The 14,441-nt window shown below is 69.7% G+C and carries 13 protein-coding genes; 10 read left to right on the forward strand and 3 right to left on the reverse strand.

Annotated features, from left to right (window positions below; translation table 11 throughout):
- Positions 1-88: 88 nt before the first annotated feature.
- Positions 89-544: a GNAT family N-acetyltransferase gene (locus tag Q0480_RS06875; RefSeq protein ID WP_299131657.1), complete on the reverse strand. Its 456-nt coding sequence runs from the start codon at positions 542-544 to the stop codon at positions 89-91.
- Positions 545-630: 86 nt separating this feature from the next.
- Here Q0480_RS06875 and Q0480_RS06880 point away from each other — a divergent pair, with 86 nt between their 5' ends.
- From Q0480_RS06880 to ugpC, 10 genes are all read left to right on the forward strand, one after another.
- Positions 631-1,647, forward strand: coding sequence for an ABC transporter permease (locus Q0480_RS06880; protein ID WP_299131658.1), 1,017 nt, complete (start codon positions 631-633; stop codon positions 1,645-1,647).
- The gene (nikC, locus tag Q0480_RS06885; protein ID WP_299131659.1) at positions 1,644-2,576 is read left to right on the forward strand and encodes a nickel transporter permease; all 933 of its coding nucleotides are present in this window, start codon (positions 1,644-1,646) and stop codon (positions 2,574-2,576) included. Before Q0480_RS06880 ends, nikC begins: the two co-directional genes overlap by 4 nt.
- Positions 2,573-3,409, forward strand: a complete 837-nt coding sequence (locus Q0480_RS06890; RefSeq protein WP_299131660.1) for an ABC transporter ATP-binding protein — start codon at positions 2,573-2,575, stop codon at positions 3,407-3,409. The genes nikC and Q0480_RS06890 overlap by 4 nt, the downstream gene beginning before the upstream one ends.
- On the forward strand, positions 3,406-4,155 hold the full coding sequence (locus tag Q0480_RS06895) for an ABC transporter ATP-binding protein (protein ID WP_299131662.1): 750 nt from the start codon (positions 3,406-3,408) through the stop codon (positions 4,153-4,155). Before Q0480_RS06890 ends, Q0480_RS06895 begins: the two co-directional genes overlap by 4 nt.
- Before the next feature lie 288 nt (positions 4,156-4,443).
- Complete coding sequence (locus tag Q0480_RS06900; RefSeq protein WP_299131664.1) at positions 4,444-5,454, forward strand: LacI family DNA-binding transcriptional regulator; 1,011 nt, start codon at positions 4,444-4,446, stop codon at positions 5,452-5,454.
- 35 nt (positions 5,455-5,489) lie between these two features.
- Positions 5,490-6,797, forward strand: a complete 1,308-nt coding sequence (locus Q0480_RS06905; RefSeq protein ID WP_299131665.1) for an extracellular solute-binding protein — start codon at positions 5,490-5,492, stop codon at positions 6,795-6,797.
- A gap of 70 nt (positions 6,798-6,867) precedes the next feature.
- Positions 6,868-7,794, forward strand: a complete 927-nt coding sequence (locus tag Q0480_RS06910) for a carbohydrate ABC transporter permease (protein ID WP_299131666.1) — start codon at positions 6,868-6,870, stop codon at positions 7,792-7,794.
- The gene (locus tag Q0480_RS06915; protein ID WP_299131667.1) at positions 7,791-8,663 is read left to right on the forward strand and encodes a carbohydrate ABC transporter permease; all 873 of its coding nucleotides are present in this window, start codon (positions 7,791-7,793) and stop codon (positions 8,661-8,663) included. Before Q0480_RS06910 ends, Q0480_RS06915 begins: the two co-directional genes overlap by 4 nt.
- A 3-nt stretch (positions 8,664-8,666) precedes the next feature.
- Positions 8,667-10,391: a GH32 C-terminal domain-containing protein gene (locus Q0480_RS06920; protein ID WP_299131669.1), complete on the forward strand. Its 1,725-nt coding sequence runs from the start codon at positions 8,667-8,669 to the stop codon at positions 10,389-10,391.
- Positions 10,373-11,440, forward strand: a complete 1,068-nt coding sequence (gene ugpC, locus Q0480_RS06925) for a sn-glycerol-3-phosphate ABC transporter ATP-binding protein UgpC (RefSeq protein ID WP_299131670.1) — start codon at positions 10,373-10,375, stop codon at positions 11,438-11,440. Before Q0480_RS06920 ends, ugpC begins: the two co-directional genes overlap by 19 nt.
- Before the next feature lie 51 nt (positions 11,441-11,491).
- Here the strand turns inward: ugpC and Q0480_RS06930 are convergent, their stop codons facing one another.
- On the reverse strand, positions 11,492-12,604 hold the full coding sequence (locus tag Q0480_RS06930; protein WP_299131671.1) for an ABC transporter permease: 1,113 nt from the start codon (positions 12,602-12,604) through the stop codon (positions 11,492-11,494).
- A 2-nt stretch (positions 12,605-12,606) separates the two neighbouring features.
- The coding region (locus tag Q0480_RS06935; RefSeq protein ID WP_299131672.1) for an ABC transporter permease at positions 12,607-14,441 on the reverse strand (1,835 nt) is incomplete at its 5' end.

A 14,441-nucleotide genomic window follows, 5' to 3' on the forward strand; every position in this document is an offset into this window, starting at 1 on the left:
AACGTCCAGGGGATGATCTGGGGCCCGAGCTTCGACGACAACAAGTACTGGCAGGGCTACAAGGACTGACCTGCGGCCCCTGACCCGCTCAGAGCACGAGCTTCATCCCCTCGTGCGTCGCCTCGAAGCCGAGCCGCCGGTAGAAGCGGTGGGCATCGTGGCGGCGCTTGTCGGTGGTGAGCTGGACCAGGATGCAGCCTCGCTCCCTGGCCCGCGCGATTGCCCAGGCCATCATCGCCGCACCCACCCCGCGTCCGCGCCGGCCCTGCGCCACCCGGACCGCCTCGATCTGCGCCCGCCAGGCGCCGCGCCGGCCGAGCCCCGGCAGGAAGTTGAGCTGGAAGCAGCCGACCACCGCTCCGTCCAGCACCGCCACCAGCTCGCGGCAGTTGGGCTCCGCCTGGATGGCGCGGAACGCCTCGAGGTAGGCCTCGTCGACCACGCCCGTCTCGCGCGCGGCACCCAGCATGTCGTCGGCCAGCATCGCCACCACCGCCGGCAGGTCCGCCAGGGTAGCATCGCGGATCTCGATCGCCTCCTGCATCACCGTCCCTCCCCTTCGTTGCTGTCCCTTGACGCCCGCACCACTCGCGCCGACGCTGCCGGCGCGATGCAGCGGCTTCCCACACCATGCTGAAGCTCCTCGGCGCCGCCCTGCGTCTGGCACTCACGCTCGCCGTAACCTTCCTGGGCCTGCTGCTCATCACCTTCCTGATCGGCCGGGTGGTGCCGATCGACCCGGTGCTGGCCGTGGTCGGCGACCGCGCCCCGCCCGACGTCTACGAGCGCGCCCGCATCGCGCTTGGCCTGCATCTGCCGCTCTGGCGCCAGTTCCTGATCTACCTCCAGCACGTCCTGCAAGGCGATTTCGGCACCAGCGTGCTGACCTCGCGGCCGGTGATCGAGGACATCCTGCGCGTCTTCCCGGCGACGCTGGAGCTCGCCACCGTGGCCACGATCCTGGGCGTGCTGCTGGGGGTTCCCATGGGTATCGCCGGCGCCGTCTGGCAGGGCCGCTGGCCCGACCATCTGGTCCGGGTCCTGGGCCTTGTCGGCTATTCGGTGCCGGTGTTCTGGCTGGGCCTGATGGGCCTGCTCCTGTTCTACGCCAAGCTCGGCTGGGTGGAGGGGCCGGGCCGGCTCGACGTGTTCTACGAGGACATCGTCAGCCCGGTGACCGGCGTCATCCTGATCGACGCCGCCATCGCCGGCGAATGGGACGTGTTCTGGAACGCGCTGGGCCACGTGATCCTGCCGGCCTCGATCCTGGGCTACTTCTCGCTCGCCTACATCGCCCGCATGACCCGCTCGCTGATGCTGGAGCAGCTGCGCCAGGAGTATATCGTGGCCGCCCGGGCCAAGGGCGTGCCCGAATGGCGCATCGTCTGGAGCCACGCTTTGCGCAACACCGCCGTGCCCCTGATCACGGTCATCGCGCTCAGCTATGGCGGCCTGCTCGAGGGCTCCGTGATCACCGAGACCGTGTTCGCCTGGCCGGGCCTCGGCGCCTATCTCACCGGCTCGCTCCTGAACGCCGATATGAACGCCGTGCTCGGCGCCACCATCGTCGTCGGCACCGTGTTCATCGGCCTCAACCTGCTCTCGGATCTGCTCTACCGTCTGTTCGACCCCAGGGCGCGCGCGTGAGCGCGGCACTCGACCGCCGCCAGGCCCCCGCCGGCTGGCGCCGCTGGCTGCTCGCCGACACCCCGGCCTCGCCGCTCCAGGCGCGGCTGGGCCAAGCCTACCACTCCTGGCTCGTGTTCCGTGCCAACCCGATGGCGCTGGTGGGGCTGGGGATCGTGCTGCTGCTGGTGCTGGTGGCGGCGCTGGCGCCGGTCCTGGCCACGCACTCGCCCATCCTCCAGGACCTGGCCCAGCGCCTGCAGCCGCCCTCGGCCGCGCACTGGCTGGGCACGGACGAGCTCGGCCGCGACATCTGCTCGCGCCTGATCTGGGGCTCGCGGATCACGCTCACCGTGGTGGGCCTCGTCGCCATCATCGTCGGCCCGGTGGGCCTGCTGGTCGGCACCGTCGCCGGCTACGCCGGCGGCTGGCTCGACACCGTGCTGATGCGCGTGACCGACGTGTTCCTGGCCTTCCCGCGCCTGATCCTGGCCCTGGCCTTCGTGGCGGCCCTGGGGCCCGGCATCGAGAACGCGATCATCGCCATCGCGATCACCGCCTGGCCGCCCTATGCCCGCATCGCCCGCGCCGAGACGCTGACCATCCGCAATTCCGACTACATTGCCGCCGCCCGGATGAGCGGCGCCTCCGACATCAAGATCCTGGTCGGCCACATCATCCCGATGTGCCTGCCCTCGCTGATCGTGCGGGTCTCGCTCGACATGGCGGGCATCATCCTGACCGCCGCCGGCCTCGGCTTCCTCGGGCTCGGCGCGCAGCCGCCGCTGCCGGAATGGGGGGCGATGATCGCCTCCGGGCGGCGCTTCATCCTCGACCAGTGGTGGGTGGCGACCATGCCCGGCATCGCGATCTTCGTCGTCAGCCTCGGCTTCAACCTGCTCGGCGACGGCCTGCGCGACGCTCTCGACCCGCGGGAGGCCGGACGATGAGCACTCCCCTCCTGACGGTCAGGAACCTCCGCGTCACCTATCCCGGCCGCGTGCGCCCGGTGGAGGCGGTGCGGGGGGTCAGCTTCACCCTTGGCCGCGAGCGCCTCGGGATCGTCGGCGAGAGCGGTTCGGGCAAGTCCCAGACCGGCCGCGCGATCATGGGCCTGACCCCGCCCCAGGCCGGGGTGACCGCCGATACGCTCGACTTCGCCGGGATCGACCTCCTGACCGCGTCGCCCCGCACCCGGCGCTCGCTCCGCGGCGGCCGGATCGCCATGGTGCTGCAGGACCCGAAATACTCGCTCAACCCGGTCATGAGCATCGGACGGCAGATCGTCGAGACGCTGGTGACCCACCGCCCGATGCCGTGGACGGCGGCGCGGCGGACGGCGCTCGACATGCTGGAGGCGGTGCAGATCCGCGATCCCGAGCGGGTGTTCGACCTCTATCCGCACGAGGTCTCGGGCGGCATGGGCCAGCGGGCAATGATCGCGATGATGCTCGTCGTCGGGCCCGAACTCCTGATCGCCGACGAGCCGACCTCGGCACTCGACGTGACCGTGCAGCTCGAAGTGCTCGACATCCTCGACGGGCTGGTGCGCGACCGCGGGATGGGCCTCCTCTTCATCAGCCACGACCTGCGCCTCGTCTCGTCCTTCTGCGACCGGGTGCTCGTCATGTACGCGGGCCGGGTGGTCGAGGAACTCGCCACCGGCGACCTCGCCCACGCGCGGCACCCCTATACCCGCGGGTTGCTGAACTGCATGCCGAAGATCGGCGAGGATCGACACCCGCTGCCGGTGCTCGACCGCAAGCCGGAGTGGGCGCAATGACCGATCTCCTGAACGTCGCGAACCTCGAGGTCCGCTTCGATCTCTACCGCGCGCTCGACGACGTCTCGATCACCGTCGGGCGCGGCCGCTCCTTCGGCCTCGTCGGTGAGAGCGGTTCGGGAAAGTCGACCCTGCTGCGCGCGGTGATGGGTCTCGCCCCGGTTACGGCCGGCACGATGATGGTCGACGGCGAAGCCGTCACGGGCTCGCAGCGGCGACGCGGTTTCTTTCGCAAGGTGCAGATGGTCTTCCAGGACCCCTACGGCTCGCTGCACCCGCGCCAGACGGTCGACCGACAGCTGCTGGAGCCGCTGGCGATCCACGGGGTCGAGGACAGCGAGCAGCGCATCCGCCGCGCCCTCGACGAAGTCGGGCTCGGGCCCGCCTTCCGCTTCCGCTATCCGCACCAGATGTCGGGCGGTCAGCGCCAGCGCATCGCCATCGCCCGCGCGCTGATCCTCGAACCCGCCGCGCTCCTCCTCGACGAGCCGACCTCGGCGCTGGACGCGAGCGTGCAGGCGGAGGTCCTGAACCTTCTGGAGCAGGTGCGGCACGACCGCGGCCTCACCTATCTGATGGTCAGCCACGATCTCGGCGTCGTCACCCACATGTGCGACCGACTCGCGGTCATGCGCGACGGCAAGGTGGTCGAGGAACTGACGGCCGACCAGCTGGCGCGCCGCGAGGTGACGCAGGACTATACCCGCCGCCTGCTGGCCGCCAGCGAGGGCTTCGTCCGCGCCTGAGCCCCCGCCCCCCGCGCGAGATCGCGAAATGGGCGCAGTCGGCGAAGCCGGTCTGGCAGGCGATCGCTGTCATCGACAGGCCGCCGCGCAGGACCGCCAGCGCGCGTAGCGCGGCCGCGTCTCGATGATGAAGCGCTTCGGCGTCACCCCGAGGTTGTCGCGGAACAGCCGCGGCGCAGCTTCACCGGACCGGCCGGCAAGCTTGACACCGCGAAGGCTCATGGTTAACGATGAGTAAACGTTAACTCAGCGGTAACGGCTGGGATTTCAGGGTGGAATGGGTGTCTCTTGGACAACAGCGGCGTCAGCATGCGCGACATCGCCGAAAGGCTTGGAGTCTCGGTCAAGACCGTCTCCGGAGCCCTGAACGGCGGCGCCCGCATGTCCGCGGAGACGCGCAGCCGCATCCAGGCCCTCGCCGAGGAGCTCGGCTACCGCCCGAACATCGTCGCCCGCGGGATGCGCAAGGGCGTGCTCCCGGTTGTCGGCCTGGTGGCCGAGGGCGTGATAACGCTGCCCTTCGCCACCGAGATCGTGCGGAGCCTCGACAACGCCTGCCGCGTGCACGGGCTGTCGGTCGTCGCGACCAACGTCGGCGCCACGCGCAGCGCCGCGGACGGAATCGCCGACGTGCGGCGGTTCCTCCCCAAGGCGATCGTCTATGCGACCTCCTACCATCGCGTCGTGAAGCTCGACTCGCGGGTCCGCCGCGCAATCAAGCTGTTCCTGAACTGCCGCGAGACATCCGATGACATCCCCGCGATCGTCCCGGACGAGCGTCAGGCGGGGCGGACCATCGTCGAGCACTGCTTCGCGCGCGGGCGCCGCCGCATCGCCTTCCTCAACCTGCCGGGCATCGTCGCCGGCGAGCTGCGCGAGGACGGCTTCCGCGCCGCCCACGCGGCGCACGGCGTGGATGTCGTCGAAGCATGGCTCCTGCCGGCGACGCGCGGGGCGCTCTACACCGAATACGCCGTCAGCCTCGTGCGCCGCCACGTCGACGCGCTGGCCGGCGTCCTGCCCCGCCCCGACACAATCCTCTGCGGCAACGACCGCGTGGCGCTCGAGGTCTACGGCGCGCTGCGGGCCAACGGCGTCCGCATCCCCGACGACATCGCCGTCGTCAGCTTCGACAACCAGACCGACATCGCGCGGCGCCTCGACCCGCCGTTGACCACCATGGCCCTGCCGCACCGCGAAATCGGGCGGCGGGCCGCCGAGATCGTCACCGGCACCGGACCGGCGCCGCGACCGCTTCAGAAAATTCCGTTCCGGCTGATCGAGCGCGCCTCGGTGTGAGTCGTGCCCGGACGGGCAATAGGGAGGAAAGACCGATGCCTGCACCCCGATTCCGCGCCACGCGCCCAGGGGCCGGCGCCCTCGCCGCCGCCCTGGCGGCGTTCGCCTTCGCAGGGCCGGCGAACGCCGCCGAGCTCCGCATGATGTTCCAGGGCGATCCCTACGAGATCGACGCGGTCAACGCCGCCGCCAAGGCCTACGAGGCCGCCAATCCCGGCACGACGATCGAGCTCATCCACACGCCGCACGATTCCTATAACGAGAAGGTCGGCGCCGCGGTGTCGGCCGGCAACCTGCCCGACATCATCGAGCTCGACGCGCCGTTCCTGTCGAACTACGTCTGGTCGGGCTTCCTGCAGCCGATCGACGGCCTGATCGACCCGGCGCTCCTCGCCGACATGACGCCATCGAACGTCAGCCAGGGTACCTATCCGCCGGACGGCAAGCTCTACGCGACGGCGCTCATCGACAGCACGGTCGTGCTCTATGCGAGCAAGAAGCAGCTCGACTCCCTCGGTATCCGCATCCCCGCGGGCGTCGATGACGCCTGGACCGGCGACGAGTTCCAGAAGATCCTCGAAACGCTGTCGACGGCCGAGGGCGTGAAGTGGCCGATCGACCTGTTCCGCGGCTACGGCACCAAGACGGAGTGGATCCCCTACGGCTACGAGCCGCTGCTCATCTCCTCGGGCTGTGACCTGATCGACCGCGAGACCTGGACGGCGTCGGGCACGTTCGACAGCGAGACCTGCGTCAAGGCGGCGGCGATGATGGCCGAGTGGGTCAAGAAGGGCTGGGTCGTGCCGCAGTCCGCCGGCACCAACCAGTTCTATGCCGAGGGGCGGCCGGCGGCGCTGGCGTGGGGCGGCTACTGGCTCTACAGCGAAGCGATCAACGCCATGGGGGACGACCTCATCGCATTGCCGCTGCCGAAGTTCGGCGACAAGGGCGTCAGCCCGAACGGAACCTGGATCTATGCGATCAGCAAGGACGCCTCGGACCCGGAGGCCGCCGGCAAGTTCCTGAGCTTCATGATCCAGGACCCGGAGTACCAGGCCGCCTATCGCGAACATTCGGCCTTCCCCGGCCTCAAGTCGTTCGGCGCGGCCTCGCCGCTCTACGCCCCCGGCGGCCCGATGGCGGTCGCCTTCGAGCAGGCCGAAAAGACCGCGGTGCCGCGTCCGCCGCACCCGGCCTATCCGGCGATCACGCTGGCGGCGCAAAGCGCCTTCACCGACATCTTCGACGGGGCCGACCCGCAGGAGGAACTGACCAAGGCGGCGGAGGAGATCGACGCCGACATCGAGGACAACGACGGCTACCCGCCGTTCGGCGGCAACTGACGCACCCGCCCGCGGGGAGCCCCGGCGCTCCCCGCGATCCTTCCCGACATCTCCCGAGGGGGCAGAAAGCATGACCGCGACGGCGCCGACCCTGACTCGTCCTGCCGAGAGCGCGCGGCCCAAGCGGCTGATCGGCGCCCGGATGCAGGAATTCCTGATGCTGCTGCCGGCCTGCGTGGTCGTCGGCCTGTTCCTGCTCCTGCCCTTCATCCTGTCCTTTCCGATGTCGCTCACCAATCGCCGGCTGATCCCGCGGCCGGTGAAGTTCGTCGGCTTCGACAACTACGTGGACGTGCTGACCGACCCGGTCTTCTGGCGCGCGCTCCTCAATGTCAGCTATTTCGCGCTGCTCGTGGTGCCGCTCCAGTGCGGCTTCGCCCTCGCGATGGCGCTGCTCATCAACCAGAAGCTCCCGGGCCGCAACTTCTTCCGCGGCGCGCTCTTCCTGCCGGCGATCACCTCCATGGCCGTGGTCTGCGTGATCTGGGGCACGCTCTTCCAGTTCCCGACCGGCCCGCTCAACCAGATCGTCGGCATCCTGACCTTCGGCCTCGCCGGCCCGATCGACTGGCTCGGCAACCCCGCCTCGGCGATGCCGGCCATCGTCCTCCTTTCGGCCTGGCAGGCCTACGGCTTCCAGATGGTCGTCTATCTCGCCGGCCTGCAGAGCATTCCCGGCGACCTCTACGAGGCCGCCCGCCTCGACGGCGCCTCGACCTGGGAGCGGTTCCGCTTCGTCACCTGGCCGGGCCTGAGGCAGACCAACATCTTCGTCCTCATCATCACCACGATCCAGGCGTTCAAGCTGTTCACCCAGGTCAACATCCTGACGCAGGGAGGCCCGCGGAACGCCACCGAGACCGTGGTGCAGTACATGTATCAGGTCGGTTTCGTCGGCCAGAAGCTCGGCCTCGCCTCGGCCGTCGCCATCATCCTCTTCTTCATCGTGCTCGCGATCTCGCTCGTGCAGCGCGTCGTCCTGAGGGATCCGAAATGACCGCCGCTCCCGACGCGCCGCTGCCCGGCACTTCCGATCGCTTCCCGCTGGTCAAGATCGTCTCGATCGCCATCATCACCCTCGTCGTCGTTTCGCCGCTGTTCCTGCTGGTCGTGGCGAGCCTCAAGCCCGACCGCTTCCAGATCCTCGCCGAGATGGGCAGCTTCAAGGCCTTCTGGGTGTCGAACCCGACGCTCCAGAACTACCGCGACATCCTCACCTTCACCGGCAACCAGCCCTTCGCCCGCTACCTGACGAACTCGGTCATCGTCCTGACGCTGACCCTCGCCGGCGGGATGCTCTTCAATTCCATGGCCGCCTTCGTCCTCGCCTGGGGCCGCCTGCCCGGGCGGGCGCTGATCCTGACGGCGATGATCGGTCTCTACATCGTGCCGCAGGAGTCGATCGTCCTGCCGCTCCTCAACATCATGAACCGGATCGGCCTCGCCGACTCGTTCTCCGCCCAGATCCTGCCCTTCTGGGCCAGCCCGCTCTATGTCTTCCTGCTCTACCAGTTCTTCACGCAGATCCCGCGCGACCTCTACGACGCCGCCATCGTCGACGGCGCCTCGCCGTTCCAGATCTACTGGAAGGTGTTCCTGCCGATCAGCCTGCCGGCGCTGGCCACCGTGGCGATCCTCCTCGGCATCGAGACCTGGAACCAGTATCTCTGGCCGCTCCTCGTCACCCAGTCGAACTATGCCCGCCCGATCTCCGTCGGCATCGCCGGCTTCTTCGGATCGGACAGCATCTACTGGAACCTCGCCATGGCCGCCTCGGTCGTGATGATGATCCCGGTCCTGATCCTCTACCTCTTCTTCCAGAAGTGGTTCGTCAGCTCGGTCATCAGCTCCGGCGTGAAGGGCTGAGGCATGGCCGCGGCGCCCCCCCTCCACCGGCCCGAACCCGCCGGCTTCACCGCGCCGGTCCGCGCCGGCGACGTGCTCCACCTCTGGCAGAAGCCCCGCGACCCCGCCGCCGCCTCCCGCGTCACCCTCCACGACGCGGGCGGCACCGCCGTCGCCCTCGTCGGCCCGCCCTCCGACGACTTCCAGATGACGACGCACGTCGTCGCCACGACGGGCCACCTCGCCGTCGCCTGGGACGCGGAAGACACCGCCGTCTCCGTCGCCTACGCCTACGACCCGGCCACCGTCCTCGACGAGGGCGTCCGCCTGCTCTGGACCGTCCCCGCCGCCGCGCCGGAGACGACGCGCTTCCGCCTGCACCTCGCCCCGCCCTTCGGCTGGATGAACGACCCGAACGGCATGATCACCGCCGCCGGCCGCACCCACGCCTTCTACCAGCACTACCCGAACGCCCTGCGCTGGGACACGATGCACTGGGGCCACGCCGTCTCGGCCAACCTCGTCGACTGGACGCACCTTCCCGTCTTCCTCCACCCGCGCCCCGCCCTCCTCGCCGACCCGTCGGCGCAGGGCGGCGCCTTCTCCGGCTCCGCCATCCCGCTCCCCGGCGGCGGCCTCCGGATCTTCCACACCGACCGCGAGGACAGCCGCGAGCCGCTCGAATGGCAGATGACCGCGACGTCCCCCGACCTCCTCGCCGCCGGCCCGTCGGCGATGCTGATCGACGGCCACCCGCCCCTCCCCGGCTTCGGCGATGACCTCCGCGACCCGTACGTCTTCATGGGGCCGGACGGCCTGTGGAAGATGGTCCTCGCCGGCAAGGACGACACCGCCGCGCTCATCCTCCTCTACGAGACCGACGACCCCGACGCCGCCGCGGGCTGGCGCTTCGTCGGCCCGCTCCACCGCGAGCCCCTGCCGCGCAGCGTCCCGGCCGAATGCCCCTGCGTCCTGCCCCTCGACGGCGCGGGCGCCGGCCTCCACGTCCTGATCTTCGGCCTCATCGGCCACCACGGCCTCGTCCTCGGCCGCCGCAACCCGAGCTTCGCCCTCGTCGGCCGCTTCGACGGCCGCGGCTTCGAGGAGATCGCCCGCCGCGAGCTCGATTTCGTCGGCGACTGCTACGCCTTCCAGGGCTTCGTCCACGACGGCCGCCCGGTCGGCATGGCGTGGGCGGCGAACTGGGCCGACGTGCGCCGGACGGAAGACTTCCCGAGCGCCATGACCTTCGTCCGCCGTCTCGTCTGGCAGGACGGCGCCCTGCTGATGCCCCCGGCCGAGGCTGTCACCGCCCTCCGCGTCGCCCCCCTCGCCGCCACGCTCCACGACGGCGTCGACCTGCCCGGCGGCCTCGCGGAGATCGCCTTCGACACGCGCGCGCCCTTCCGCCTGACGCTCGCCCACGCCGACGGCGACCTCGTCCTCGTCCACGACGGCGCCGGCCTCGAGCTTCTCGACGACCGGTCCCGGCGCGGCCGCCCGGTCCCCAACCGTGCCGAGACCGGCCCACTGTCCGACGTCCGCGTCTTCGTCGATGTCGGCCTCGTCGAGATCTACGCCGACGGCGGCCGCTGGTGCGGCACCTACCGCCTCGACAGCGACGCCCCCGTCACCGCGGTCCGGCTCGACGCCGACGCCGCCTCGATCACCAACGCCGAAATCTGGCAGCTCCGCCCCCAGCACGGGGCGCCGCGCAGGGAGGGAACAGCATGGCCGTCGTCGAACTGAAGAAGGCGCGGAAGTCCTACGGGCCGGTGGACATCATCCACGACGTGGACCTCCGCATCGAGGACGGCGAGTTCGCCGTCTTCGTCGGCCCCTCGGGCTGCGGCAAGTCCACGCTCCTGCGCATGATCGCCGGCCTCGAGACCATCACCGGCGGCGAGATCGCCATCGACGGCCAGCGCGTCAACCAGCTCGACCCCGCCGAGCGCGGCGTCGCCATGGTCTTCCAGAGCTACGCGCTCTACCCGCACATGACCGTCAAGGAAAACATGAGCTTCGGCCTCAGGATCGGCAAGCGCCCGAAGGCCGAGATCGACGAGCGCGTGGGGGTAGCGAGCCGCATCCTCCAGCTCGATGCCCTCCAGGACCGCCGCCCGAGCCAGCTTTCCGGCGGTCAGCGCCAGCGCGTGGCGATCGGCCGGGCGATCGTGAGGAACCCCAAGGTCTTCCTCTTCGACGAGCCCCTGTCGAACCTCGACGCCGAGCTCCGTGTCCAGACCCGCGTCGAGATCGCCAAGCTCCACGAGAGCCTCGGCAACACCATGATCTACGTCACCCATGACCAGACCGAGGCGATGACCCTCGCCGACAAGATCGTCGTGCTCCGCAAGGGCCGTGTCGAGCAGGTCGGCCCGCCGCTCGAACTCTACGAGAACCCGAACGACGTCTTCGTCGCCGGCTTCATCGGCTCGCCGAAGATGAACTTCTTCGCCGGCAAGCTCGAGACGGGCGGCGTCGTGCGCTTCGCCGGCACCGAGATCGCCGCGCCCTTCGCCGAAGGCGCGGCCGCGCCGGGCGCCGCCGTCACCATCGGCATCCGCCCCGAGCACTTCGACCGCGACGCGACGCCCGACGCGGCGATCGAGATCGCCGTCGAATTCGTCGAGCACCTCGGCGGCACCTCCTTCGTCCATGGCAACCTGCCCGACGGCGCCCGGGTCATCGTCGAGCGCCGCGACGCCGGCGACCTCCGCTCCGGCATGTCGATCCGCGCCGGCTTCCGCAACCGCGACGTCCGCGCCTTCGACGCCGAGGGCCGCCGACTGCGCTAGGTGGCATGGCCCGCCCTTCGTCCGCGGATTGCATCGCCCGCGGACGATCCGCTACCGCAGGAAGCGGCGAAACCGACCGAGGGCGAGGATGAAGTAGATCGCGCTGATGACGGCCAGGGCGGCGAACTGCGGCCAGACGACGGCGAGGCCGGCGCCGCGGAAGAGAATCGCCTGGGCGAGGATTACGAAATGGGTGTTGGGGGCGGCGAGCATGATCGTCTGGATCACCTCGGGCATGCTCTCGCGCGGGCTCATCGCGCCGGAGAGGAGCTGGAGCGGCATCAGGACCAGCATCATCAGGAGGCCGAACTGCGGCATCGCGCCCGCGATCGTCGCGAGGAAGATGCCCATGCAGGTCATCGCGAAAAGGTGCAGCGCCGTGGCTGCGAGAAACAGCGGAACCGAGCCACCGAGCGGCACGCCGAGCAGGCCATGGACCACGACGAGGAGCGAGAAGGCGGTGGCGATCCAGACGACGAGCGCCATGGACCAGACCTTTGAGAGCATGATCTCGGGCGGGGTCACCGGCATGACGAGCAGGTGCTCGATGGTGCCGTGCTCGCGCTCGCGGATGAGCGCGGCGCCGGTCAGGATGATCGACAGCATCGTCACCGAGGTGATGACGTTGGTGATCGCACCGAACCAGGCCTGGCTCAGCGACGCATTGAAGCGGGCGCGGAGCGCGAGTTCGACGCTCGGCACCGGGATCGACCGGTAGCGGTCGACATATTCCGAGACCTCGCTCGTCACGATCGAACCGATGTAGCCGCCGCCGGTGAAGGCCTGGGTCATCCGCGTCGCATCGACGTTGAGCTGGAGGTCGGGCGCGCGTCCCGCCACCACGTCGCGCTCGAAGCCGGGCGGAATGACGAGGGCGAAGGTGTCGAGGCCGGCGTCGAGGCGGGCGTCCATCTCGTGCTCGCCGATCAGCACGGGCGGCGTGAAGTAGGGCGGGTAGAAGGCGGTGGTGATCCGGGTCGAGAGCGTCGACTGATCCTCGTCGACGATGGCGAGCGCGGCGCGGTTCAATGTCTCGGGCATCGCGCGCGACTGCACGTAGACCGCGATCGAGAAGGCGTAGACGATGAGGACGAGCATCGCCGGGTCGCGGGCCAGACCGCGGAGCTCCTTCAGCCCGAGGTTCCAGACATTGGCGAGGCGCATCGCTACCGTTCCTGCTTGCGGAGGAAGGCGGCGGCGAGGCCGAGGAGCACCGGGATCGCCAGCGCGAGCGGCCAGTAGCTGCCGCGGAGGTCGTCGAAACCGAGGCCCTTGGAAAAGGTGCCGCGCGCGATGGTGACGAAGTGGCTGGCCGGGAACACCCTGCCGATGACGGCGCCCGCGCCCTGAAGCGAGGAGACCGGATCCATCAGGCCGGAGAATTGCATCGAGGGGATGAGCGTCAGGAGCGCCGTGGCGAAGATCGCCGCGGTCTGGCTCCGCATGAAGGTCGAGATGACGAGCCCCATCGCCGTGGCGACGAAGGCGTAGAGCAGGGCGCCGAACGACAGCGCCAGCAGGCTGCCGGTGAGCGGCACCCGGAAGAAGAACACCGCGAAGGCGACGAGCAACACGAAGTTGAGGAGCGAGATGACGACATAGGGGAGCTGCTTGCCGAGCAGGAATTCGAGCCGGGTGACAGGGGTCACGTAGAAATTGACGATCGAGCCGAGTTCCTTCTCGCGCACGATAGAGAGCACGGTCAGCATGGCGGGGATCATCAGGAGCAGCATCGGGATCACCGCCGGAACCATGGAGACCAGGCTCTCGACGCCCGGATTGTAGCGGTAGCGGATGACGAGGTCGAAATTGCCGACGGCCGCGGCGGCGCCATAGGCCTCGCGGGCCTTGCGGGCGAGCCAGGTGGAATGCATGCCCTGAACGTACCCGCGCACGGTTTCGGCGCGCGAGGGCATGGCGCCGTCGATCCAGGCGCCGATCTCGACCGGCTTGCCCCGGGCGATGTCGCGGGCGAAACCGGGCGGGATCTCGAGCGCGAGGCTGATTTCGCCGGCGCGCATCCGGGCGTCCATGTCATCGTAGCCGGTGAGCGGCGACGCCTCGACGAAATAGGGCGAGCCGGCGATGTCGAGCACGTAGTCGCGGCTGAGCGTCGTGTCGTCGCGGTCGAGCACGGCGAAGGACAGGTCGCGCACGTCGGTGTTGATGCCGTAGCCGATCACGAACATCAGGATCAGGCTGCCGAGCACGGCGAGGGTGGCGCGGATCGTGTCACGGCGGAGCTCCAGCGCCTCGCGGATGGTGTAGGCGAGCATCCTCCGCGGGTCGAAGGCGCGGTGCCGCGCCTGCCCCGCCGGCGGCGCCGCCGTCTCCGGCGCGGCGGGCGGCGGCGCCGCGCCGGTGGCTTCGCCAATCGCCTCCTCGAGATAGGCGATGAAGGCGGTCTCGAGATCCTTGGCGCCCTTGCTCTCGACGATGGCCGCCGGCGTGTCGCTGACCAGCACGTGGCCGGCATGCATCAACGAGATCCGGTCGCAGAGCATCGCCTCGTTCATGAAGTGGGTCGAGACGAAGATCGTCACCCCGTCGCGGCGCGAGAGCTCCCCGAGCTTCTGCCAGAAACCGGCGCGCGCCACCGGGTCGACGCCCGAGGTCGGTTCGTCGAGGATCAGGATGTCGGGCCCGTGGATCAACGCCACGGCGAGGCTCAGGCGCTGGCGGATGCCGAGAGGAAGCGCGTCGGGCAGCGCGTCGATCTCGGCGGCGAGGCCGAAGCGCTCGACCATCTCGCGCACGCGGCCGCCGATCTCGGCCTCGGGCATCTGGAAGAGGCGCGCGTGCAGCTCGAGGTTCTGCCGCACCGTGAGCTCGGTATAGAGCGAGAACGCCTGGCTCATGTAGCCGACGCGGCGGCGCGTCTCCATGTCGCGGGCGTCGACCTCGCGGCCGAAGAGCCGCGCGGTGCCCTCGCTCGCCTCGAGAAGCCCGGTCAGCATCTTCATCGTCGTGGTCTTGCCGCAGCCGTTCGAGCCGAGGAAGC

This window comes from uncultured Amaricoccus sp., assembly GCF_937891315.1.
Taxonomy (GTDB): domain Bacteria; phylum Pseudomonadota; class Alphaproteobacteria; order Rhodobacterales; family Rhodobacteraceae; genus Amaricoccus.